The sequence below is a fragment of the Streptomyces sp. SAJ15 genome (assembly GCF_007595705.1).
In the GTDB taxonomy this organism is placed as follows: Bacteria; Actinomycetota; Actinomycetes; order Streptomycetales; family Streptomycetaceae; genus Streptomyces.
This window is the reverse complement of sequence record NZ_NISY01000007.1, coordinates 65,769-89,150: the sequence shown is the minus strand read 5'-3', so window position 1 is coordinate 89,150 and position 23,382 is coordinate 65,769. Positions and strand designations below refer to the sequence as shown.

General features: G+C 74.8%; 19 protein-coding genes and 1 pseudogene. 6 read left to right on the top strand and 14 right to left on the bottom strand.

Annotated features, from left to right (window positions below; translation table 11 throughout):
- The first annotated feature begins 87 nt into the window (after window positions 1-87).
- A complete protein-coding gene (locus tag CD790_RS19550) occupies window positions 88-1,536 on the top strand; it encodes an NCS2 family permease (protein ID WP_144384576.1) in 1,449 nt (482 codons plus the stop codon).
- 14 nt (window positions 1,537-1,550) lie between these two features.
- On the opposite strand, the gene CD790_RS19545 is transcribed toward CD790_RS19550, so the two are convergent.
- Window positions 1,551-2,213: a response regulator transcription factor gene (locus tag CD790_RS19545; protein ID WP_144384575.1), complete on the bottom strand. Its 663-nt coding sequence runs from the start codon at window positions 2,211-2,213 to the stop codon at window positions 1,551-1,553.
- On the bottom strand, window positions 2,210-3,664 hold the full coding sequence (locus CD790_RS19540; RefSeq protein WP_144384574.1) for a sensor histidine kinase: 1,455 nt from the start codon (window positions 3,662-3,664) through the stop codon (window positions 2,210-2,212). The genes CD790_RS19545 and CD790_RS19540 overlap by 4 nt, the downstream gene beginning before the upstream one ends.
- A 456-nt stretch (window positions 3,665-4,120) precedes the next feature.
- Here CD790_RS19540 and CD790_RS19535 point away from each other — a divergent pair, with 456 nt between their 5' ends.
- Window positions 4,121-5,812 carry an aldehyde dehydrogenase family protein gene (locus CD790_RS19535; protein ID WP_144384573.1) on the top strand — a complete coding sequence of 564 codons (1,692 nt, stop codon included), beginning with the start codon at window positions 4,121-4,123 and terminating at the stop codon, window positions 5,810-5,812.
- A 103-nt stretch (window positions 5,813-5,915) separates the two neighbouring features.
- On the opposite strand, the gene CD790_RS19530 is transcribed toward CD790_RS19535, so the two are convergent.
- Together CD790_RS19530 and CD790_RS19525 are read right to left on the bottom strand one after the other, a co-directional pair.
- Complete coding sequence (locus CD790_RS19530; protein ID WP_144384572.1) at window positions 5,916-6,590, bottom strand: bifunctional 2-polyprenyl-6-hydroxyphenol methylase/3-demethylubiquinol 3-O-methyltransferase UbiG; 675 nt, start codon at window positions 6,588-6,590, stop codon at window positions 5,916-5,918.
- A gap of 10 nt (window positions 6,591-6,600) precedes the next feature.
- Window positions 6,601-7,080: a MarR family winged helix-turn-helix transcriptional regulator gene (locus CD790_RS19525; RefSeq protein ID WP_144384571.1), complete on the bottom strand. Its 480-nt coding sequence runs from the start codon at window positions 7,078-7,080 to the stop codon at window positions 6,601-6,603.
- A gap of 230 nt (window positions 7,081-7,310) precedes the next feature.
- Between CD790_RS19525 and CD790_RS19520 the strand changes: the two genes are divergently transcribed.
- The gene (locus tag CD790_RS19520) at window positions 7,311-8,384 is read left to right on the top strand and encodes an alkene reductase (protein WP_144384570.1); all 1,074 of its coding nucleotides are present in this window, start codon (window positions 7,311-7,313) and stop codon (window positions 8,382-8,384) included.
- Between the two features lie 86 nt (window positions 8,385-8,470).
- On the top strand, window positions 8,471-9,535 hold the full coding sequence (locus tag CD790_RS19515; protein WP_144384569.1) for an aminotransferase class V-fold PLP-dependent enzyme: 1,065 nt from the start codon (window positions 8,471-8,473) through the stop codon (window positions 9,533-9,535).
- Window positions 9,536-9,648: 113 nt separating this feature from the next.
- Here the strand turns inward: CD790_RS19515 and thpD are convergent, their stop codons facing one another.
- The 4 genes and pseudogenes from thpD to ectA all read right to left on the bottom strand — a co-directional run bounded on the left by thpD (window position 9,649) and on the right by ectA (window position 13,123).
- On the bottom strand, window positions 9,649-10,539 hold the full coding sequence (gene thpD, locus CD790_RS19510) for an ectoine hydroxylase (protein WP_144384568.1): 891 nt from the start codon (window positions 10,537-10,539) through the stop codon (window positions 9,649-9,651).
- 3 nt (window positions 10,540-10,542) lie between these two features.
- Window positions 10,543-10,941, bottom strand: a complete 399-nt coding sequence (locus CD790_RS19505) for an ectoine synthase (RefSeq protein WP_144384567.1) — start codon at window positions 10,939-10,941, stop codon at window positions 10,543-10,545.
- A gap of 235 nt (window positions 10,942-11,176) precedes the next feature.
- Window positions 11,177-12,442 (bottom strand): annotated as a pseudogene (gene ectB, locus CD790_RS19500) (diaminobutyrate--2-oxoglutarate transaminase); the annotation flags it as partial.
- A gap of 138 nt (window positions 12,443-12,580) precedes the next feature.
- On the bottom strand, window positions 12,581-13,123 hold the full coding sequence (gene ectA / locus CD790_RS19495) for a diaminobutyrate acetyltransferase (protein WP_144384565.1): 543 nt from the start codon (window positions 13,121-13,123) through the stop codon (window positions 12,581-12,583).
- Between the two features lie 489 nt (window positions 13,124-13,612).
- Between ectA and CD790_RS19490 the strand changes: the two genes are divergently transcribed.
- Together CD790_RS19490 and CD790_RS19485 are read left to right on the top strand one after the other, a co-directional pair.
- Window positions 13,613-14,716, top strand: a complete 1,104-nt coding sequence (locus CD790_RS19490) for an amidohydrolase family protein (protein ID WP_186319131.1) — start codon at window positions 13,613-13,615, stop codon at window positions 14,714-14,716.
- 265 nt (window positions 14,717-14,981) lie between these two features.
- Window positions 14,982-16,001: an SCO1860 family LAETG-anchored protein gene (locus CD790_RS19485; protein WP_260867719.1), complete on the top strand. Its 1,020-nt coding sequence runs from the start codon at window positions 14,982-14,984 to the stop codon at window positions 15,999-16,001.
- Window positions 16,002-16,160: 159 nt separating this feature from the next.
- Here the strand turns inward: CD790_RS19485 and cobC are convergent, their stop codons facing one another.
- The 6 genes from cobC to CD790_RS19455 all read right to left on the bottom strand — a co-directional run bounded on the left by cobC (window position 16,161) and on the right by CD790_RS19455 (window position 23,340).
- Window positions 16,161-17,456, bottom strand: a complete 1,296-nt coding sequence (gene cobC / locus CD790_RS19480; protein ID WP_260867718.1) for an Rv2231c family pyridoxal phosphate-dependent protein CobC — start codon at window positions 17,454-17,456, stop codon at window positions 16,161-16,163.
- Window positions 17,446-18,312, bottom strand: a complete 867-nt coding sequence (locus CD790_RS19475) for a sirohydrochlorin chelatase (RefSeq protein ID WP_144384564.1) — start codon at window positions 18,310-18,312, stop codon at window positions 17,446-17,448. The genes cobC and CD790_RS19475 overlap by 11 nt, the downstream gene beginning before the upstream one ends.
- 328 nt (window positions 18,313-18,640) lie before the next feature.
- The gene (locus CD790_RS36905) at window positions 18,641-19,264 is read right to left on the bottom strand and encodes a cobalamin biosynthesis protein (protein ID WP_399217844.1); all 624 of its coding nucleotides are present in this window, start codon (window positions 19,262-19,264) and stop codon (window positions 18,641-18,643) included.
- A complete protein-coding gene (locus CD790_RS19465; RefSeq protein WP_144384563.1) occupies window positions 19,261-20,637 on the bottom strand; it encodes a cobyrinate a,c-diamide synthase in 1,377 nt (458 codons plus the stop codon). Before CD790_RS19465 ends, CD790_RS36905 begins: the two co-directional genes overlap by 4 nt.
- A gap of 4 nt (window positions 20,638-20,641) precedes the next feature.
- Complete coding sequence (gene cobO / locus CD790_RS19460; protein ID WP_144384562.1) at window positions 20,642-21,241, bottom strand: cob(I)yrinic acid a,c-diamide adenosyltransferase; 600 nt, start codon at window positions 21,239-21,241, stop codon at window positions 20,642-20,644.
- A complete protein-coding gene (locus CD790_RS19455; RefSeq protein ID WP_260867731.1) occupies window positions 21,241-23,340 on the bottom strand; it encodes a putative cobaltochelatase in 2,100 nt (699 codons plus the stop codon). Before CD790_RS19455 ends, cobO begins: the two co-directional genes overlap by 1 nt.
- Between the last annotated feature and the right edge of the window lie 42 nt (window positions 23,341-23,382).

Sequence of the window (23,382 nt, the reverse complement as noted above, 5' to 3'; positions counted from 1 at the left end):
AATAATTCGTCAACCTGTTTGGCGCGTCGAACGAAGACAATCCAGCTACCGAACCTCGCCGTTCACCGAGGAAACGAGGAGCAGCGCGTGCCACGACAGGTCCTTGACCATGCCCAAGCGCCACCCCGCACCATCGGAAACAACGCGATCGACCGGTTCTTCCGGATATCTGAGCGAGGATCCGACTTCGGTCGGGAGATTCGCGGCGGTTTCGCCACCTTCTTTACGATGGCCTACATCCTCGTGCTGAACCCGATCATCCTGGGCGGCGCGGAGGACAAGTACGGTCACCACCTCTCGCACACCCAACTGGCCACCGCCACCGCGCTGGTGGCCTGCGTGATGACCGTCATCATGGGCGTGGGCGGCAACCTTCCGCTGGCGCTGGCCGCCGGTCTCGGCCTGAACGCCGTCGTGGCCTTCCAGATCGCCCCGCAGATGAGCTGGGACGACGCCATGGGCCTGGTGGTCCTGGAGGGTCTGATCATCTCGGTGCTGGTGGTCACCGGCCTCCGGGAGGCGGTCATGCACGCCATCCCACAGCCGCTGAAGCAGGCGATCAGCGTCGGCATCGGCCTCTTCATCGCCTTCATCGGCTTCATCGACGCCGGCTTCGTCACCCGCATCCCGGGCGACACCGGCTCCGTCCCGGTCCAGCTCGGCGCGCACGGCGAGCTGACCGGCTGGCCGGTACTGGTCTTCTGCGTCGGCGTGCTGCTGACCATCGCGCTGATGTCGCGGGGGCTCAAGGGCGCCATCCTCATCAGCATCGTGGCCACCACCACCCTGGCGATCGTGATCAACGAGATCGCCGACATCAAGCCGCAGGCGTGGGGGCTGACCGTCCCCGACGTGCCCGACGACATCGTGGCCTCGCCCGACTTCGGACTGGTCGGCGACTTCAGCCTGTTCGGCGCCTGGGACGAGGTCGGCGCCCTCACCCTGGTACTGATCATCTTCACGCTGATCCTGTCCGACTTCTTCGACACCATGGGCACGGTCGTGGGCGTCAGCAACGAGGCCGGGCTGCTGGACCACCAGGGCAAGGTGCCCAACCTGGGCCGGGTGCTGCTCATCGACGGCGTCGCGGCGGCCGCCGGCGGCGCGGCCTCCGCGTCCTCCAACACCAGCTACATCGAGTCGGCGGCCGGCGTCGGGGAGGGCGCCCGCACCGGCTTCGCCAGCGTGGTGACCGGCGGCCTCTTCGGGCTTGCGCTCTTCCTGACCCCGCTGGCGACCGTGGTCCCCGCGCAGGCCGCCGCGCCCGCGCTGATCGCCGTCGGCTTCCTGCTGATGAGCCAGGTGCGGCACATCGCCTGGGACAACATGGAGATCGCCATCCCGGCGTTCCTCACCGTCTCGGTGATGCCGTTCACCTACTCCATCACCAACGGCATCGGGGCCGGCTTCGTCTCCTACGTCGTCATCAAGACGGTGATGGGCAAGGCCCGCGAGGTGCACTGGCTGCTGTGGGGCACCGCGCTGCTGTTCGTCGGGTACTTCGCGATCGACCCGATCGAGCAGCTGCTGACATAGCGGAGGGCCGCCGACTACCCCGGGGTGATGAAGCCGCACTCATAGGCCGCGATGACGGCCTGGGTGCGGTCCCGGACGCCCAGCTTGGACAGGACGGCCGCGACATGGGACTTGACCGTGGCACAGCCGAGCGCCAGCCGTTCGGCGATCTCCGCGTTCGACAGACCCGCCGCCATCAGCCGCAGCACCTCGGCCTCCCGCGCGGAGAGCCGCTCGCGCAACGCCCGCGCCGCCGCACCGTCGGCCGCGCGGGCGTGGGTGTTCCCGGCGGCCAGCGCCCGCACCGCGGCGGGGAAGAGCAGCGAGTCGCTGTGGGCCACCAGCCGCACCGCCTGCACCAGTTCGTCCGCGCCGGCCCGCTTGAGCAGGAAGCCGCTGGCGCCCGCGCGGAGCGCGTCATAGACGTAGGAGTCGTTCTCGAAGGTGGTCAGGACGACCACGCGCGGCGGGAAGGAGACCCCGCGCAGGATCTGCTCGGTCGCCCGGATGCCGTCGATGTCGGGCATCCGCACATCCATCAGCACCACGTCCGGGCGGAGTGCCCGCACCAGCGGGACCGCCTCGGCACCGGTCCGTGCCTCGCCGACGACCTCCAGGTCCGGCTCGCTGGAGAGGATCGCGCGCAGCGCGGTCCGCACCATCTGCTCGTCGTCCGCCAGGACGATCCGCACACTCATCCGCCCGCCTCCGCGATCTCCAGGGTCTCCAGGGTCTCCTGGGCTTTCAGGGTCTTCAGACAGCGCGGCGGGCGGTGCGGCGGCGACGGCCGCCGGCCTCCCGCGTCCGGGGTCGAGTCCAGCGGCACCCGGACCACCAGCCGCCACACGCCGTAGTGCGCGCCCCAGTCGGCGCTGCCGCGCAACGCGCTGGCGCGCTCGGCGATGCCGCGCAGCCCGCGGCCGCCGCCGGGCCGCTGTCGTCGACCCGAGCCGCGCACCGGGTTCTCCAGCCGGATCTCCAGCTCCTGCCGGGGCCGGAACGGGCCGCGCGCGGGGTGCGGCGCGGCAGGCCCCTCGGCGCGCACGGCCACCCACAGCCGCACCCGCACCGGTCCGGCGTGCCGCAGCGCGTTGCTCAGCCCCTCCTGCACGATGCGGTACGCCTCCCGGGAGACCAGCAGCGACAGTCGGTCCAGCGCGTCGGGCCGGGCCAGTTCGACAGCCTCCACGGTGACGCCCGCCGCGCGCGTCCGGGCCAGCAGGACCTCCAGGTCGGCGAGGGTGGGGGCGGGGGAGGGCGGCGCGGCCGGCGAGCCGTCGGCGGAGGCCCGGCCGGCGGGATCGTCCTCGCGCAGGAGCCCCAGCACCCCGTCGAGTTCACCGACGGCCGCCCGGGTGGTCTCCTCGATCGCCGCCAACGCCTGCCGGGCGAAGGCCGGATCGGTGTCCAGGACCTTGCGCGCGGCGCTCGCCTGCAAGGTGACGGCGCTGAGCGCGTGCCCCACCGAGTCGTGCAACTCGCGGGCGAGCCGGTTGCGGGAGGCCAGCTCGGCGGCGCGCTCCTCGGCGGCGGCCAACCGGTCGGCGGGCGTGGGGCCGAGCAGCGGCGGGGCGCAGCGGGCCAGCAGCGCGCCCGCCGCGGCGGCGACCGCGGTCAGCGCGGCGAGCGTGCCGAGCCCGGCGGCCATGCACAGCGGGGCGCTGTAGTCGGCCAGTCGGCCCGGCCAGCTCAGCCCCTCGATCTCGGTGTCGAGGAACGGCAGCGCCAGCAGATACGCCGCGAACGGCGGCACCGCCAGCGTGGCCCCGCTGACCAGGCCGCCCAACGCCAGGTGCAGCGTGTACCAGACGACCGTGCGGCTGTGCGCGTCCCAGGACCGGGCCGGACCGGTGGCCGGCTCGACCCGCGGCGCGCACAGCGAGCGCGCCGCGGCCGCCGCCAGGGGACGTACGAGCGGGAACAGCGCCGTGCCGGCCGCCATCGGCAGCGCGAGGCCGAACGCGACGAACTGCCGCGCCACCGAGCCGCCCATGGGGGCCGCGGCCTGCCAGACCACGCTGAGCACCACGCCCGCGAGCAGGTAGTAGGGCATCAGCAGCGCGCCACCGAGGATCAGATGGACCCAGCGCAGCCGGGCGCGCCTTCCGAGCCCGGCCCGCACCCACCGCCGTACGCCCCCTGCCGCCATCTGACGCGCCGCCCCCCGACTCGGTCCCGACGATCTTCTATACAGCGTAAGTCAGTCGTCCGCACCGGATCCTGGCGCACCGACGGGGCGGAGCGCGTCGGCCGCGCGGGGGAGCCGGATTCCGCCGCGGGGGTGATGCGCACCCGCCGCGCGGACGAGGCGCGGCGCTTCCGAGGCGCGCCCGCGCGGGCCCGAAACGCGTTCGCGCGGGCCCGAAACGCGCTCGCGTGGACCCGAGGCGCGCTCGCGCGGGCCCGAAGCGCGCCCCGCGCGGGCCCGAGATCCGCCTCCTCCCAGGACCGAACCTCACCTGGCCCCAGGGTCGGGCTCCGCCTGGCCCCAGGGCCGGACTCCGCCGCACCTCAGGGGCGAACTGCGCCTCCTTGACCGCCTGTTCGACCGGCCATAGGGTCCCGGCTGCGTGCGCCCGACCGTTCGACAGCCAGGAGGACCGCGGTGGCAGTACCCGTGTGGAGCGTCGACCCCCGAACCGGCGAGCGACGAGAGCGGGTGGCCGTCGAGGCGACGCCTGAGGCGGTCGACGCCGCCGTACGGGCCGCGCACGCCGCGCGGGAGGCGCTCGCCGACCGGGCGGTGCGGGTCGCGCTGTTGCGCGCCGCCGCCACGCGGCTCGCGGCGGCGGAGGCGGAGCTGGTGGCGGCCGCCGACGCCGAGACCGCGCTGGGGGCGGCCCGGCTCAGCGGGGAGCTCGCCCGGACCACCGGCCAGCTGCGGGCCTTCGCGGAGGTCGTGGACGAGGGCGCGTTCCTGGACGTGATCATCGACCACGCGGACCCCGGCCACACCCCGCCCCGCCCCGACCTGCGCCGCTGCAAGCTGCCGCTCGGCGTCGTGGCCGTCTACGCCGCGAGCAACTTCCCGCTGGCCTTCTCGGTGCCCGGCGGCGACACCGCCAGTGCCCTGGCCGCCGGCTGCCCGGTGGTGATCAAGGCGCACCCCGGCCACCCGGCCACCTCGGAGCTGGCCGCCCGCCTGCTGCGCCGCGCGGCCGTCGACGCGGGGTTGCCGCCGGAGGTCGTCGGCCTGGTCCACGGTTTCCAGGCGGGCGTGGACCTGGTCCGGCATCCGCTGGTGGCGGCGGCCGGCTTCACCGGCTCGGTGCGCGGCGGACGGGCGCTGTACGACGCGGCGGCCGCCCGGCCGCGGCCCATCCCCTTCCACGGCGAGCTGGGCAGCCTCAACCCGGTCGTGGTCACCCCGGCCGCGGCGGAGGAGCGCGCGGAGGAGATCGGGGCCGGACTCGCCGCCTCGATGACGCTCGGGAACGGCCAGTTCTGCACCAAGCCCGGCCTGGTCCTTGCCCCCGCCGGGACGGCCGGCGACCGGCTGCTCGCCTCCCTGGCGAAGGCCGTCGGGGCCGTGGCGGCCGGGGTGTTGCTGGACGCCCGGATGCGAGAGTCCTTCGTCGCCGGGGTGGGGGAGCGGACCCGGCTGCCCGACGTCCAGGCCCCCGTCCTCCCGGGCGACGCGGGCGGGCTCGCCGTGCGCCCCGGGTTCCTCACCGTGCCCGCCGCGCGGCTCGCCGCGGACGGCCCGCACGACCTCCTGCTGGAGGAGTGCTTTGGGCCGGTCACGGTCGTCGCGCGCTATACGGAGCGGGCCGAGCTCAGCGCCGTACTGGGGCGCCTGGCCGGCAACCTCACCGCCACCGTGCACCTCGGCGAGGTGGAGGGCGCGGAACCCGGCGGGGCGGGCGTCGACGGCGAGGGGGCGGGCGGCCACACCGGCGGCCAGGATCCCGGCGGATACGGCGACCGGGGCGGGTACGGCGAGGCAGGCGGCCAGGGCGGCCCCGCCGGCGGCCACGGTCGCGGGGGCCACGGCGACCGGGGCGGCTACGGGGCGCGGCTGCTGGCCGAGCTGACCCCGCTCGCCGGCCGGTTGGTGGTCAACGGCTGGCCCACCGGCGTCGCGGTCAGCCACGCCCAGCACCACGGCGGCCCGTATCCCGCCACCACCTCCACCGCCACCTCGGTCGGCGCCACCGCCGTCGAACGCTGGCTGCGTCCCGTGGTCTACCAGGACGCCCCGGCCGGGCTGTTGCCGCCGGAGCTGCGCGAAGAGAACCCGCTGGGGTTGCCGCGCCGGGTCGACGGGGTCCTGCGGGCCGCCCCGGGAGCGCGCTGAGAACGGCTCCGCGCGCCCCCGCGGCCTGACTCCGCGCGGACCCGCGGCCCGACGCGCTACCGCGCGGAGGGTCGCGTCGGCGGTGCGCGCTCCGCGCGGAGTCTCAGTCGGCGGTGCGCCGCGCGATGAGCTGGAGCCGGACGACGCTCCGTCCGTCGAGCGTGGGGACGGCGTCCTCGCGCTCCTCCGCCACCTCGAAGCCGGCGCGCTCCAGCGACTCCCGCAGCCGTGCCGGGTCCTGGTGTCGGAACACCCCGCCGTCCTCGATCTCGAAGGTCCCGTACGCCCCGCCCTCCGGTCGCCGCTCGCGGTAGGAGCGCCGGTGGTGCGGGTCGTCCTGGAGGGGGACGTCGCTCAGATAGAGCACCCCGCCGGGGCGCAACAGCCGCGCCAGCTCGGCCACCGTCTCCGCCTGCGCCCCATCCTCGGGGACGCAGGTCAACACCGCGAACAGCAGTGCGGCGTCGAACGAGCCGGCGGCGAAGGACAGCGGCAGCCGCTCGAAGTGCGTCAGCCGCAGCCCCGGATGGTCCGCGCGGCCGCGCGCGACGAGGGCGGCGGACCGGTCCACGCCCCGCACGTCGGCGTAGCCGAGGGCGGTCAGCTCGGCGGTCAGCCGTCCGTAGCCGCAGCCGTAGTCGAGGATCGCGGCGCCGGCCGGCACATGCCGGGCCAGCAGCTCCGTGTCGAGCGGGTGGGTGAAGGTGTGCGCGGCGCCGGTGGTCTCCCAGTACGCGCGCAGCCGTGCCCCGTGGGGCGTATGAGCCGATCGGGTCATACGCCGCACGCTACCCCTGGCGCGCCGCCCGGCACAGGTTGCGTTCCAGCACCCCGAGGAGCCGGGCCAGCTCGCGCTGTTCGTCCTCGTCCAGCCCTGCGACGGTGCGCTCCTCCAGCTCCGTCCAGGCCGCCGCCACCTCGGCGCGCAGCGCCTCGCCCGCCTCGGTGGTCCGCACCAGGGCGGCGCGGCGGTCCGCCGGGTCCGGCGCGCGGCACACGAAGCCGGCCTGCTCCAGCCGCTGCACCATCCGGGTCACGGTCGAGGGGTCCAGGTCCAGCAGCTTGATCAGCTCGGACTGGCGCTGCGGGCCGTGGTCCCACAGGTGCATCATCAGCAGTTCCTGGCCGGGGTGCAGGCCGGTCTCGCGCAGCACCATGGCGGCCGCGGCCCGGTGCACCCGCGCGGCGCGGAAGACCGCGTGGCTGATGCGGCCGCCCTCGGCGGCGGTGGGCAGGCCGGTCCAGGCGCCCTCGTCGACGGATGTCATGGCTGCTCTTCTCCTCGTGGCTCGCTGCGGCCCACCCTACGCCGAAATTATGTGGCCGGCCAAGGAATGAGTTACGGTGGCCGCGGGTTTACTTGGTCGGCCACATAAAAATGGTCGCAGATCCCCCATCCCAGATACCGCGGACCGAGGACCCGGAACACCGGACACCGCAACGCCGGACACCGGAAGACCGGACCACCTCGGCGCCGCCGCCCAGCCAGGAGCTCGACATGACCACCGCCTTCGACCCCGTCCACCTCGCCGGCGCCCGCCTGGCCAACCGCATCACCATGGCCCCCATGACCCGCAGCCGGGCCTACGCGCCGACGGCCGCCCCGACCGCCGCCACCGCCACCTACTACGCGCAGCGCGCATCCGCCGGGCTGATCATCACCGAGGGCATCCAGCCGTCCCCGGTGGGCCAGGGCTACCCCGACACCCCCGGTCTGCACAGCCAGGAGCAGGTCGACGCATGGCGCGTGGTCACCGACGCCGTCCACGCGCGCGACGGTCGGATCTTCGCCCAGCTGATGCACACCGGCCGGGTCGGCCACCCGGTGCTGCTGCCCGACGGGCTCGTCCCGGTGGGCCCCTCCGCCATCGCCGCCGCGGGGCGGGTGTACACCCATGAGGGGCCGCTGGACTTCGTCACCCCGCGCGAGCTGAGCGACGCCGAGGTCCGGCAGACCATCGCCGACTTCGCCACCGCCGCCCGCAACGCGATCGCGGCCGGCTTCGACGGCGTGGAGATCCACGGCGCCAACGGCTACCTGGTGCAGCAGTTCCTGGCCCCGAACGCCAACCGGCGCACCGACGAGTGGGGCGGCTCCGACGCCGGCCGCATCCGGTTCGCGGTCGAGGTGACGCGCGCGGTCGCCGACGCGATCGGCGCCGAGCGCACCGGCCTCAAGCTGTCCCCGGGCAACCCCTACAACGACATCCAGGAGCCCGACCCGGCCCCCACCTACACCGCCCTGGTCGACGCCCTCGAACCGCTCGGCCTCGCCTACCTCCACATCGCCGAGGCCCCGGGCCAGCGCGAGCTCACCCTCGCCCTGCGCAAGCAGTACGGCGGCACCCTCATCCTCAACCCCACCGCCGACGGCCGCCCCGCCGGGCCGGAGGACCTCACCCTGATCGAGGACGGCGCCGCCGACCTGCTCGCCTTCGGCAGGCTCTTCCTGGCCAACCCCGACCTGCCCCGCCGCCTCGCCGCGGGCGGACCGTACAACACCCCGGACATGTCCACCTTCTACGGCGGTGACGAGCGCGGCTACACCGACTACCCCTCCCTCGCCGACTGAGGAGCGCACGGCGACCCGCCGCCGGCGCCACCGCCGGCGGCAGGTCGCCATGGACGAGGGGATCGGCACGGCCCATAGTGGGGGCTATGGAGAGCCTCGCAGGCGCCGAGTTCGCGCCCACGACGACCTACCTCAACTCCGCTTCCAGCGGGCTGCTCCCGGCCCGCGCCACGACCGCCCTCAAAGAGACCCTGGACACCGCCGCCGGCGGTGGCAACTGGGTCGACGCCGCCTTCGCGGCGGTGGAGGAGTGCCGCGCCACCTACGCCCGGATCGTCGACGTGCCCGCGCGTCGCGTCGCGGTGGGCGGCTCGGTCGCCGTCTACGTCGGACTGATCGCCGCCGCACTGCCACCCGGCGCCGAAGTCCTCGTCGCCGACAACGACTTCAGCTCGCTGGTCAACCCCTTCGTGACACGCCGCGACCTCACGGTGCGCACCGTGCCGCTGGAGCGGCTGGCGGAGGCGGTGCGCCCGCACACCGCGCTCGTCGCGGTCAGCGCCGTGCAGTCCGCCGACGGCCGGCTCGCCGACCTCGACGCCATCGCGGCCGCGGCCCGCGCCCACGGCGCCCGCACCCTGGTCGACGCCAGTCAGTCCGCCGGCTGGCTGCCGCTGCGGGCCGCCGCCTACGACTACACCGTGGCCGTCGGCTTCAAGTGGCTCTTGGCCCCGCGCGGCGGCGTGGCCTATCTGACCGTCCCCGAGGACCTCGGCGGACTCCACCCGCTCTTCGCCGGCTGGATCGCCGGCGAGAGGCCGGCGGACAGCTGCTACGGACCGATCGCGGAGCTCGCCCACTCCGCCCGCCGCTTCGACGAGAGCCCCGCCCTGCTGACCTACGTCGCCGCCCAGCACTCCCTCGCGCTCATCGAGAAGCTGGGCCCCGAGAGCATCGGCGCCCACGACACCGCCCTCGCCGACCGCTTCCGGGCCGGCCTCGCCGCGCACGGCCACACGCCGGTGCCCGCCCCCGGCTCCGCCATCGTCGCGGTGCCGGGGCTCGGCCACGCGGCGGCCCGGCTGGCGGAGCGGGACGTGTACGTCTCCGAGCGCGACGGCAACCTGCGCGCCGCCTTCCACCTCTACAACACCGCCGCCGACGTCGACCGGCTGCTGGAGGAGCTGGCCGCCCTGCCGGGCTCCGCGTGACGGGGTGACCGCGCGCGGCCGCGTCGGCGCGCGGGCGGTCGTCCTCCCCACGGGGCGGGCGACCGCCCGCGCCACGGGGAGGACGACCCCGCCCCTCCCGGCCCGCGGGGCCGTCACCGCACCGGGGTGAAGTCCCGCGCACCGATGAAGGAGGGCCGGCGAGCCGGTGCCGCGAAGGGCTCGACCGCCGCGTTCTCCACGCTGTTGAAGACGATGAAGACGTTGCTGCGCGGATACGGCGTGATGTTGTCGCCGGAGCCGTGCATGCAGTTGCAGTCGAACCAGGTCGCCGAGCCGGCGGGGCCGGTGAACAGCCGTATGCCGTGGCGGTCGGCCAAGGTGGTGAGGGCCTCGTCGGACGGGGTGCCCGCCTCCTGCATCCGGAGCGACTTCCGGTAGTTGTCCCGCGGCGTCGCGCCGGCGCAGCCGAGGAAGGCGCGGTGCGAGCCCGGCATGATCATCAGGCCGCCGTTGGTGTCGTGGTTCTCCGTCAGGGCGATGGAGACGGACACCGTCCGCATCCGCGGCAGGCCGTCCTCCGCGTGCCAGGTCTCGAAGTCGGAGTGCCAGTAGAACCCCGAGGCGCCGAAGCCCGGCTTGACGTTGATCCGGCTCTGGTGGACGTAGACCTCGGAGCCGAGGATCTGTCGGGCGCGGTCCACCACCCGGGGGTCGCGGGCCAGGTCGGCGAAGACCTCGCTGATGCGGTGCACCTCGAAGACGGACCGCACCGCCTGGGACGCCGGCTCCACGATCGAGCGCTCGTCGGCGCGCACGGTCGGGTCGGCGACCAGCCGGTCCAGCTCGGCGCGGCAGTCCGCCACCTCCGACGGTGTGATCAGCTGGTCGACGGTGAGGAAGCCGTCCCGCTCGTAACCGGCGAGTTCCGTCGGCCGGATCGGGCCACAGGCCCCGGGCGGGGACCACACCACGGGGTCCCGACGCGGGGTGATGACCTCGCTGCCGCCCCGGGTCGGGTAGGCGTCGACGATCGTGGTCGTCATCGTTCAGCCCTCCTCCGTGAGCAGCGGGTAGACGCCGTTCTCGTCGTGGTCCTCCCGCCCGGTGACCGGCGGGTTGAAGACGCAGACGCAGCGGAAGTCGGTCTTCGGCCGCAGCGTGTGCCGCTCGTGGCCGTCGAGCAGATACATCGTGCCGGGCGAGATCCAGTGCTTCTCACCGGTCTCGTCGTCGGTCAACTCGGCCTCGCCCTCGACGCAGAGGACGGCCTCGATGTGGTTGGCGTACCACATGGACGTCTCGGTGCCCGCGTAGAGCACGGTCTCGTGCAGCGAGAAGCCGACGCGCTCCTTGGCGAGGATGATGCGCTTGCTCTCCCAGGTGCCCGACCTGGACTTGACGTGGCGGTCGGTGCCTTCGATCTCCTTGAAGGATCGGACGATCACAGCGGTGGTGCCTTTCTCTCGGGTGCGGGGCGGTGTGGCTCTGTGCCGGTGGGTGTGTACGGGTCTCCGTGGAGCCGTGGGCGCGGGGAGCCGGCCGCGGATGCGGGAGCCGCCGCGGGGATCGAGGGGATGGATCCGCGGGCGGGGGGAGCCGGCCCGGTCAGCGGGTCCCGACCGGCTCGGCGGCGGAGGCGGAGGCGGAGGTGCCGGGGGCCTCGGGGGCGTCGACCGACGGGGCCGTCTCGGCCACCGCGCGGGCCAGGGTGCGCAGCCCCTCGTCCAGCTCGACCGGGCTGATGGTGAGCGGCGGCAACAGCTTCACCACCTCGCTCCGCGGCCCGGAGGTCTCGATGAGCAGGCCGAGCTCGAAGGCGCGGCGGGCGACGGCCGACGCGCGCGCCGGGTCGTCGAACTCCAGCCCCCAGACCAGGCCGCGGCCGCGGTAGCAGGAGCCGGAGCCGGTGGGCTCAGCGCAGATGGCGCGCAGGGCCGCCTCGACCTGTTCGCCGCGGGCCAGCGTCTGCTTCTCCATGCCGCCGTCGGCCCAGTAGGCGTCCAGCGCGGCGGTCGCGGTGACGAAGGCGGGGTTGTTGCCGCGGAAGGTGCCGTTGTGCTCGCCCGGCTCCCAGACGTCCAGCTCCGGCCGGAAGAGGGTCAGCGACATCGGCAGGCCGTAGCCGCCGATGGACTTGGACAGGGTGACGATGTCCGGCGTGATGCCCGCCTCCTCGAAGGAGAAGAAGGCGCCGGTGCGGCCGCAGCCCATCTGGATGTCGTCGACGATCAGCAGCATGTCGCGGCGTCGGCACAGGTCGGCGAGGGCGCGCAGCCACTCCGGGCGCGCCACGTTGATGCCGCCCTCGCCCTGCACGGTCTCGACGATGACCGCGGCCGGGTGGTTGAGGCCGGAGCCCTGGTCCGCCAGCAGTCGTTCGAACCAGAGGAAGTCCGGCGTCTGGCCGTCCAGGTAGTTGTCGAAGGGCATCGGGGTGCCGTGGACCAGCGGGATGCCGGCCCCGGCCCGCTTGAAGGCGTTCCCGGTCACGGCGAGCGCGCCCAGCGACATCCCGTGGAAGGCGTTGGTGAAGGAGACCACCGCCTCCCGCCCCTTGACCTTGCGGGCCAGCTTGAGCGCCGCCTCCACGGCGTTGGTGCCGGTCGGCCCCGGGAACATCACCTTGTACGGCAGATCGCGCGGGCGCAGCACGATCTCCTGGAAGGACTCCAGGAAGGCGCGCTTGGCGGTGGTGCCCATGTCCAGGCCGTGGGTGATGCCGTCACGTTCGAGATAGTCGAGCAGGGCGCGTTTGAGCACCGGGTTGTTGTGGCCGTAGTTGAGAGCTCCGGCGCCGGCGAAGAAGTCCAGATAGGTGTGGCCGTCCTCGTCGTACAGATAGCTGCCCCGGGCGCGGTCGAAGACGGCCGGCCAGCCGCGGCAGTAGCTGCGCACCTCCGACTCCAGGGACTCGAAGACACTGAGGGCGGGCGGGGTGATGGTCACGGCGTCTCTCCTGTGGGCGTGCGGGGTTCCGGTGGTCGTACGGGATATGAGCGGGCGTCAGCGGACTCGGGGCCTCGGGGCCTGTCGGAGCTCGGGGCTCGGCGCCTCGGGGCCGCGGGGCGCGGTGTCCTCGACGGGTCAGAACGCGAGCGGGCCGATCCGGTAGAGCACTTCGGGCTGGTGCCCGCCGTCCGGGAACAGGTCGTCGTGGAAGAGCACCTCACGCTCGACGTCGGCGCCGTGCCGCTCGGCGAACGAGGTGAACAGCCGGTGGGAGGCGTCGTTGTCCGGGGTGATGGTGGTCTCGACGCCGTGGACGCCGGAGGTCTCGGCGACGCGCGCGGTCAGCCCGTCGAGCAGCGCCGCCGCCAGCCCCCGACCGCGGTGTGGGGCGTCGACGGCCACCTGCCACACCACGAGGGTGCGGGGGCGGTCCGGGCGGATGTAGCCGGTGACGAACCCCGCCGGCTCCCCGCCGGCGTCGCGGGCCACCGCCGAGGTGGCGGCGAAGTCGCGGCACCACAGCAGGTAGCTGTACGAGGAGTTGAGGTCGAGCACGCGGGAGTCGCGGGCGATCCGCCAGATCGCGGCTCCGTCCTCCACCCGCGGTCTGTCGAGTCGCAGCCCCTCCGGCATTTCCTTGAATTCATCACGTACAAGGTCTGCTTGTGCGGCGGTCATGGGAATTGAATTTACCGATCGGAAAGTGAGATTGCATCGCGGGGAGGGGTTATGCGGGGCGGGGTGGTCGTGCTATCGCGCGGGGACGTGCGTACGCGCGAGCACTCGGTGAAATGCCGCCATTTGCACGGGAGTTATCGGGTGTACCGGGCGGCTGTGTGGGGTCCGTCACAGCCGTGCGGCGGCCGTCCGAGGCGCCCGGATTACGGCGGTGAGGGCTTCTGGAATCTTGGCGTTTAGGGATGGGGAAACCGGGCAGGAGATCATGGGAAGCTGTACTGGAAAAGCGCCGGAAAAGGCGCTGAAAAAGGGAGTGAATTAAATGTGAAGTCGGGGGAATCGACGGCGCGCGACCTCGTGAACGGCTCGGCGGCCCGACCGTGGGGCGCGACCGGCGGGCCCCGCGTGGCCGAAGCCTCGGCCAGGCCCCGGGTCGGCCCCGCTCCCCGGTGTGTCCGCCCCGCCTCCCGGGCTCGTACAGTGCCGACCATGACCAAGAGCGCGGTGCTGCACATCAAGGGTCGGGTGCTGGTGGAGCCGGAGGACGTCCGGGACGAACTGTGGGTGGTCGAGGGCAGGATCTCCTACGAGCGGCCCACCGGCGCCCTCGCCCGCGACGCCCGCACGATCGAGGGCTGGGCGCTCCCCGGGCTCGTGGACGCGCACTGTCACGTCGGCCTGGACGCCCACGGCGCGGTCGACTTCGCGACCACCGAGCGTCAGGCGCTGGCCGAGCGTGAGGCCGGCGCGCTGCTGCTGCGGGACGCCGGGTCCCCCTCCGACACCCGCTGGATCGACGAGCGCGAGGACCTGCCGCGCATCATCCGCGCGGGCCGCCACATCGCCCGCACCAAGCGCTACATCCGCAACTACGCCCACGAGATCGAGCCCGAGGAGCTCGTCGCGTACGTGGCGCGGGAGGCGCGGCGCGGTGACGGCTGGGTCAAGCTGGTGGGCGACTGGATCGACCGCGACACCGGCGACCTGGCGGCCTGCTGGCCGCGCGGGGCGGTGGAGGCCGCCATCGCCGAGGCGCACCGGCTGGGTGCCCGCGTCACGGCGCACTGCTTCGCGGAGGAGACCCTGGCCCCGCTGGTCGAGGCCGGCATCGACTGCGTCGAGCACGCCACCGGGCTCACCGAGGAGACCATCCCGCTCTTCGCGGAGCGCGGCGTGGCCATCGTGCCGACCCTGGTCAACATCGCCACCTTCCCCACGCTGGCGGAGCGCGGCGAAGGGAGGTTCCCGCGCTGGGCCGACCACATGCGCCGGCTGCACGCGCGCCGCTACGACACCGTGCGCGCGGCCTACGACGCCGGCGTCCCCGTCTTCACCGGCACCGACGCCGGAGGCTCGCTCCCGCACGGGCTCATCGGCCAGGAGGTGGCCGAGCTGGTGAAGGCGGGCATCCCGGCGTCGGCCGCGCTGTCCGCCGCCACCTGGGGTGCGAGGGCCTGGCTCGGCCGCCCCGGGCTGACCGAGGGCGCCCCCGCCGACCTGGTCGTCTACGAGGCGGATCCGCGCCAGGACGTACGGGTGTTGACGGCCCCTCGCTGGGTGGTACTGCGGGGCCGGGTGGTGAGCGGGAGCTGAGCGGGGCCGGTGAAACCGGCCGGAACAGGCGCGATGCGGAGTGACGGAACGCGACGGATGCGCCCGGGGAATCGAAAAGAGCGACGAGCGGCACTCGTTGGGGTGAAGTGACGCCAGGTGGCTGTTTACTCACTCGCAGTGCGTAACGATGGCGTCGTCGAAGCCGTCGGCGCCCGTGATGTCCCCCGAGGCGAGGCGCCGGCGGCTCCCTTTCTCCTGTGGGGGTTCCACACTCGTGTCCTGTTCCACTCGATCCACCCGCGCCGTGCCCGCACGTCGTCTCGCCGCTGCCGCGGCCGCCACCCTGACCACGGTGGTGCTCGGCGCCGTACCTCTGGCCGCCCCCGCCATCGCCGCCGGATCCGAGCCCGGCGAGGCCCGCGCCCGCACGGCGCCGGGCACCCCGCCCCGCGCGCCGGGCAAGGCCGACGCCGTGGTCCTGCGCACCGGGCTCGACGTCTCGCTGCTCAACAAGACGGTCGACCAGCCGGTGGACCTCGCGCTCAACGAGGTGCACGCCCCCGCGAGCGCCGAGAAGACCACGCTCACCACGACCCTCGAGGGCGTCGAGGGCGGCAAGCCGGTGACCCTGCTGCGGGCGGACGCGGCCTCGGCCCGCGCGACGGCGGACAAGCGCGCCACGCAGGGGTACGCCAACCTGGTCAACGCCAAGGTGCACGTGCCCGGACTGCCGCTGCTCTCCCTCATCGAGGTCCAGAAGGTCACCTCCAAGGCGGTCTGCGCGGCCGGCAAGCGGCCCACGGCCGAGTCGAACCTGCTGGGCAGCGTGCTGGTGCTGGGCAAGCGGGCCACGCTCACCACGGGCGGCACCACCACGGTCGCCGTGCCCGCCGTCGGTGAGGTCCGGCTCGACCTGTCCCGCACGGTCACCACCTCCCGCACCGCCGCCGCCACCGCCCTCGACCTGAAGGTCTCCGTCAACCCGCTCAAGCTCAACGTCTCCGAGGTCTCCGGCCGCGTCACCCTGGCCCAGGCCAGCTGCGAGGCGCCGCGCGGCCCCGAACCGCGGAAGCCGGCGGACAAGCCCGCGGACAAGCCGGCCGACAAGCCCGCGGACAAGCCTGCGGACAAGTCCGCGGACCCCGGCAAGGGCAGCAGCGTGCAGAAGGCGGGCGGCACCCCACCCGAGGAGAACCTCGCCGAGACCGGCGGCAGCTCCAGCACCCCGTATGTCGCGGGCGGCGCGGCCGTGTTGATCCTGGCCGGCGGGGGCACACTGCTCTACACACGGCGGCGCCGAGCGGCGGCGCGCGGCGAGGAGTGACGCCCCGCCGTCACCCCTCGACCGCTCCCGGCGGTCGCCGCTCCCGCGGTCCGGTCGGCGACCGGCCCCGACCGGTCAGGCCCGTTATCGGTGCGGGCCTGCCCGGCATGGGGTCGATGTCGCGGTGCCGTCGCCGAGGGTCGGCCGGTGGGGGTCGGCTCAGCCCTCGGTGAGGACCTTGGCCAGGGCCTCCGCGAACCGGTCGGTGGTGGCGCGGTCCCGTACGGCGATCCGCAGCCAGTCCGGGCCGAGCCCGGGGAACGTGTCACCGCGCCGCACCGCGAAGCCGTCCGCGCGCAGCCGCTCGCGGACGGTCGCCGCGCCCGCCAGCCGGACGAGCAGGAACGGCCCCGCCGCCGGCCCGGCCACGCTGATCGCGTCGAACTCCGCCAGCCGGGAGAGGAGATGCTCCCGGTCGGCGGCGATGCGCTCGGCGGCCTCGGCCGCCTCGGTGAGCGCGGGCGGCTCACAGCACGCCTCCGCCGCCGTCAGGGCCGGGCTGGAGACCGGCCAGAGCGGCTGGGCCCGCTCAAGCCCGGCTATGGTCTCCGCCGCCGCCAGGACATACCCGATGCGCAGCCCCGCCAGGCCCCACGTCTTGGTGAGGCTGCGCAGCACGACCAGGCCCGGTATGTCGGTGCGGGCGGCCAGTGACTCGCGTTCGCCCGGCACGGCGTCCATGAACGCCTCGTCCACCACCAGAGTCCGCCCCGGACGGGCCAGCCGGGCCAGCCCTTCGGCCGGGTGCAGCACGGAGGTGGGGTTGGTGGGGTTGCCGACGACCACCAGGTCGGCATCCTCGGGGACCCGCTCCGGGCGCAGTCGGAAGCCGTCCCGCTCGTCCAGCACCACCCGCTCCACCCGGTGCCCGGCGTCCCGCAACGCCGCCTCCGGCTCGGTGAACTGGGGATGCACCACGACCGGGCGTCGCACCGGCAGTGCCCGCGCGAGCAGCACGAACGCCTCCGCCGCCCCGGCCGTCAGCAGCACCCGCTCGTCCGGCAGCCCGTGCCGGACCGCCACCGCGTGCCGTGCCGCCCGTCCGTCGGGATAGGCGGCCAGCCCGTCGAGGGAGGCGGCGATCCGGGCCTTGAGCCAGCCCGGCGGCGTGTCGGTGCGGACGTTGACCGCGAGGTCGACGTACTCGCCGTCGTTTCCCCGCACTTCGGCGTCGCCGTGGTGCCGCAGATCGAATCCGGCCGTCGCGTCGCCGTCGGCGTCGCCGACGGCGACGGCATGGACCGATGCCGACGCCCGCGCGGGCGTCACCGCGGGGCCCCGGGCGGCGTCGCCGTTCGCGCCGTTCGCGAGGGTGCCGGTCGTGCCGGTCGGGCCGATGGTGCTGGTCGGCGCGGTCGGCGCGGTCGGCTCAGTCGGCTCGGTGGAGGTGTCGGTCCGGGCGGTCCGCGGTCGGTGGTCCTCGATGCCGGTCTCGGCGTTGCGTTCAGCGGACATGGGCATGGTCCTTGGCTCGTTCCTCGTCTCGACGGTGCGTCTCGCAGGGGGCGGCCCGATGGTCGCCGTGCCCGTCGTGTCGCGCCGTCACCTCCGCGTAGTGGTCCCACACGGCCTCCGCCAACGCCTCCACCGGGCCGACGGGGCGCGCGAACCGCACCTCCACCGACGGGTACGCCAGCGCCCAGCCCTCAGCCTGCTGTCGCGCGCGGCCGGTCGCCACCCCCTCGAACAGGGCGTACGGCAGGACGACCACACGGCGGGCGCCGAGCCGCGCACAGCGGTCCAGGCCGGAGGCCACGTCGGGAGCGGCCAGCGAGACGAACGCGGGCTCCACGCCTGCGAACCCCCGCCCCTCCCAGAGCAGCCGGGCGGCCCGGCACACCTCGGCGTTCCCGGCCGGGTCGGTGCCGCCCTCGCCCACCAACAGCACGGTCGTCGCCGCCCGGTCGCCCGGCGTGCGCGGGCCTCCGCCGGCCGCCTCCACCACCCGCTCCTCCAGCGCGTCCAGCACCCTCGGATGCGGGCCCAGCGGGCGGCCGAGGACGCCCGAGAGGCCGGGATGCCGCCGCCCCGCGTCGGCCAGCTCCGCCGCCACCGCCTCCGTCAGCTCCGCCGTCCCGCGACCGCCCGGAAGCAGCGTCAGCGCCACCGCGGTCAGCCGCGTCACCCCGCGCCCGGCCAACTCGTCGACCGCCTCCGCGAGCGAGGGGCCGCCCGGCACGGTCTCCCCGCCCGCCACGGCGACCCCGGGCCGCCGGGCGGCCGCGCGGGCCACGAGCGCACGGAACGCCTCGCTCTGCGACGCGTCCGGGTCGCCGTGGCCCGCGATCAACAGTGCGGGAGGAGAGGTCACGGGGGCTCCTTGAGCGGATGGTGCGAGTCGTGCGGCCGGCGGCGTCGTCCGGGAGACGTTACCCACCACTGTGAACACGCCCCGGCGCGGGGCGACGTTACCGCCGACCGCTGTCCGAGGCCGGACCAAAGGCCACGGCACGGATGCCCGCTCGGTCGCGTGCCGTCGGGCGTGTGGACGCCCGCTCGGGCGCGTGCTGTTGGGCGTACGGACGCCCGTTTCGGGCGCGTGCCGTCGGGGTGCGGGGCGCCGCTGCTTCGGCGCTGCGGGTGCTGCCCGCGGTGGGAGCCGGGGCGGGTGGCGTGCGGAGGCCCCGGCGGGCGCGACGCTACGGCCGGTCGCCGGCCGGGGCCGCGCCATGGGCCACGGCGCAGGTCGCGGACGCCGACGCCTGCTTCGGTACGAGGAGTCGCGCCCCGTCACCGGCCGCGAGCAGGGCCGCCGCCTCGGCGACGCTGGGGGTGCCGACGGCCGCGAGCGCGGCGGCGGAGGCCGGGCCGGGCACGGGGACGGCCGCGAGCGCGGCCGCCTCGTAGACCCGCAGGGGCACCCCGAGGACGGACGCGGCGCCGACGAGGCCCGGCTCGGCGGCCTTGGCCGCCACGGTGGCCAGCGCGGTGACCGCTGACGGGCACCGGCCGGACTCGGCGAGCGCCCGGCGGATCAGCTCCAGGACCTCCGACAACGGCGCGCCACGCCGAGCGCCCACCCCCACCACCAAGCGGTCGGCGGGGTCGTCGCCCGCGCGGTGCGGTGGTTGGTGCTCCAGGTGGTTAGCGAGGTCGTCGTCCGCGCGGTGGCGTGCTCGGCCCTCCTGGCGGTCCGCGGGGTCGTCGTCCGTGCGGTGCCGTGGTCGGTCTCCCGGACGGCCTGCCGGGCCGGCCACCGTGCGGTGCGGCAGGCTGGCCGGCGCGCGGTGCGGCGGGGCGGCCGGCCGGGGTGTTCCGCTCATCCCGTCGCGCTTGCGGCGGCCAGGCGGGCGGCGGCGGACGGGGTGGCGGCCCAGTGGACATGGAGGTAGGAGGCGTGCACCGAGCCCTGGACGAAGCCCTCGACGCGTCGGTCCGGGTGGACGACGCCCCACGCGGGGGAGGGGCCGGCGCCCGGTTCCACGACGGTGCGGTGGAACTCGTGCCCCCGCATCCGGGTCCCGGCGGCGGCCAGCGCGTTGTCCTGGAGCGCGACCGCCTCCCGGTAGCCGAGCGTCAGCCGCTCGGTCATCCGCGCCTCGGCCGGCAGCACCCCGCACATCGGCTTGCCGTCCAGCGAACGCGCCAGGTAGAGCAGGCCGGCGCACTCGGCGGCGAGCGGAGCGCCCGAGCGGGCCAGCTCCGCCACGGCCGTGCGCAGCGACTCGTTGGCGGACAGCTCCGGCGCGTACACCTCGGGGAAGCCGCCCCCGATGACCAAGCCGCCGGTGCCCTCCGGCAACTTCTCGTCCCGTAGCGGATCGAAGGCGACCACCTCCGCCCCGGCCGCCGTCAGCAGCTCGGTGTGCTCGGCGTACGAGAAGGTGAACGCGGGTCCGCCGGCGACGGCGACGACGGGCCGCGCGCCCGCGCGGCCCGCGACGGGCCCCGCGATGGCGGCGATCTCACGCGCCGGGTCCCAGGCGTCCCCCGGCAGCGGGGGAGCGGTCCGCGCGAGAGCCAGCAGGCCCTCCAGGTCGCAGCCCTCTCGCACGTGCTCCGCCAGCGCCGCCACCGACTCGACCGCGTCCGGCCGGCGCTCCGCCACCGGGACCAGGCCCAGGTGACGCGAGGGCGTGCCCACCGCGCCGACCCGCCGCAGCGCGCCGTAGACCGGCACGCCCGAGCCCTCCAGCGCCTCGCGCAGCAGCGCCTCGTGCCGGTCGGAGCCGACCTTGTTGAGGATGACGCCGGCGACCCGGATCTCCGGGTCCCAGGAGGCGAAGCCGTGCACCAGCGCCGCCACCGAGCGCGACTGCGAGGAGGCGTCGACGACCAGCACCACCGGCGCCCGCAGCAGCTTCGCCACGTGCGCGGTGGAGGCCAGTTCGCCCTGCCCGCTCGCCCCGTCGTACAGCCCCATGACGCCCTCGACCAGGGCCAGGTCGCAGCCGGCCGCGCCGTGCAGCAGCAGCGGGGCGATCCGCTCCGGGCCGCACAGGTACGCGTCCAGGTTGCGGCCCGGGCGGCCGGTGGCCAGCGAGTGGTAGCCGGGGTCGATGTAGTCCGGCCCCACCTTGTGCGGCGAGACCGCGAGCCCGGCCGCCGTGAAGGCGGCCATCAGCCCGGTGGCGACGGTGGTCTTGCCGCTGCCGGAGGCCGGAGCGGCGATGACCAGCCGGGGAACACTTCTCACACGATCACCATTCGATGCCCCGCTGGCCCTTCTGGCCGGCGTCCATGGGGTGCTTGACCTTGGACATGTCGGTGACCAGGTCGGCGAGGTCCAGCAGCGGCTGCGGCGCGTTGCGCCCCGTGATCACGACGTGCTGGGTGCCCGGGCGGTCGCGCAGCACCGACACCACCTCCTCGGTGTCCACCCAGCCCCAGTGCATCGGGTAGGCGAACTCGTCCAGCACGTACAGCCGGTAGGTCTCCTCCGCCAGGCAGCGCTTGACCTGCTCCCAGCCCTCGCGCGCCTTCTCCTCGTTGGACATCTCGCCGTCGCGCTGGATCCAGGACCAGCCCTCGCCCATCTTGTGCCAGTCGACGGTGCCGCCCTCGCCGGAGGCGCCGAGCACCTTCAGCGCGTTCTCCTCGCCCACCTTCCACTTGGCGGACTTCACGAACTGGAACACCCCGATCGGCCAACCCTGGTTCCAGGCCCGCAGCGCGAGCCCGAAGGCGGCCGTCGACTTGCCCTTGCCGATGCCCGTGTGGACCAGCACCAGCGGGCGGTTGCGGCGCTGGCGGGTGGTCAGCCCGTCCTCGGGAACGACGGTCGGTTGTCCCTGCGGCATTACGCGGCCCTCCGTGTCAGTCGTGTCGTGTGTGCCGTGCGTTCCGCGCGCACCAGCGTGGTCACGCTGTCCGCGCGGAGCTCGTCGAGTGTCACCGGTGTGCCGTGCAGCTCCTGGGCGAGCGAGGCCGCGAGACCCAGCCGCACCGGGCCAGACTCGCAGTCGACGACCACCGACGCCACCCCGTCGGCCGCCAGCAGCGCCGCCGCGCGGCCCGCGCGGGCCAGCGGTTCGGGGCCGCCGGTGGCGCGCCCGTCGGTCACCACCACCAGCAGCGGCCGGCGCGAGGGGTCCCGGAGCCGCTCGACGCGCAGCGTCTCCCGGGCCTTGAGCAGCCCGGCGGAGAGGGGGGTGCGGCCACCGGTGGGCAGCTTCTCCAGCCGTGCCGCGGCCGCGTCGACCGAGGAGGTGGGCGGCAGGGCGAGTTCGGCGCCCGAGCCGCGGAAGGTGATCAGTCCGACCTTGTCCCGCCGCTGGTACGCGTCGAGCAGCAGTGACAGCACGGCGCCCTTGATGGCGCCCATGCGCTTCCGCGCGGCCATCGACCCGGAGGCGTCCACGCAGAACAGCACGAGATTGCCCTCGCGGCCCTCGCGTTCGGCCTCCCGCAGGTCGTCGCGGCGCAGCACCAGACCCGGGCCGCGCCGGCCGCGCGCCGCCTGGTGCGGGGCCGCCGCCTGCACGGTGGCCGCCAGGTGCAGCCTGCTCAGCGCGCCCCGCGGGCGGCGCGCGCCGGTGGTGCGGCCCTGCGCGGTCCGCGCCCGCGAGCGCCGCCCGGCCGCCCCCTCGCCCAGTCCCGGCACATCGAGCTTGCGCGCCGTGAACGGCTCGCCGGCGCCCACCGCGCGCTGCTCGGCGGCCCCGGCGCCGGAGCTGCCCTCCGGCGCGTCCGGACGCTCCTGGAGGCCCTCCGGCGCGTCCTGCCGCGGGGCGGGGGACTCCCGCTCCGTACGCGGGGGATCCTGTCGCTGCTCCGGCAGGTCGGCCGCGCCCTCCGGGAGCGGGCCGTCCTGCGGGGGCACGCCGCCGGGGCCGTCGTCCGGGCCGCCGTCGCCATCGTCGTGGGGACCGTCGCCGTCCGGGTCCGGGCCCTCGGGCTCCGGCTCCGGCTCGTCGTCCTCCACGCCCTCGAACCGGCTCAGGATCTCGTCCAGCCGGTCCTCGTCCAGGCCCGGCGCGTCGAAGGGGTTGCGCCGCCTGCGGTGCGGCAGCGCGAGCAGCGCCGCCTGACGTACGTCCTCGGTGGTCACCGCAGTGCGCCCGGCCCACGCGGCCAGCGCGGTAGCGGTCCGCGCGGTCACGATGTCGGCGCGCATGCCGTCCACCTCGAACCCGGCGCACACGGCCGCGATCTGGCGCAGCGCGCCGTCGCCCAGCCGCACCGCCGGCAGCAGCGCCCGCGCGGCCGCGACGCGCTCCCGCAGTTCGGCCTCCTCGACCGCCCAACGCGCGGCGAAGCCGGCCGGGTCGGCGTCGTACGCCAGTCTGCGCCGCACCACCTCGACCCGCTCGTCGGGCTCCCGCGAGGCGGCCACCTCGACCGTCAGCCCGAACCGGTCCAGCAACTGCGGCCGCAGCTCGCCCTCTTCCGGATTCATGGTCCCGACGAGCAGGAAGCGCGCCGCGTGCCGTACGGAGACGCCTTCCCGCTCGATGTAGGAGGAGCCCATGGCTGCGGCGTCCAGCAGCACGTCCACGAGGTGGTCGGCGAGCAGGTTCACCTCGTCCACGTAGAGGATGCCGCGGTGCGCGGCGGCCAACAGGCCCGGCTCGAACGCCTTCACGCCCTCCGACAGCGCCCGCTCGATGTCCAGCGCGCCGACGACCCGGTCCTCGGAGGCGCCTACGGGCAGCTCGACCAACCGGGTCGGCCGCGTGGCGCCGGCTCCCACCTCGTGTGGCCCGTCGGGACACTGCGGATCGGGCACGGCCGGGTCGCAGCTGAACCGGCACCCGTCGACGACGGACACGTCGGGGAGAACGGTGGACAACGCGCGTACCGCGGTGCTCTTGGCCGTGCCCTTCTCACCGCGGATGAGTACGCCCCCCACAGCGGGGCTGACCGCGTTGAGCAGCAACGCGAGCCGTAGATCCGCCATGCCGACGATCGCGGTGAGCGGATAGGGGGTGGTCGTCACGCG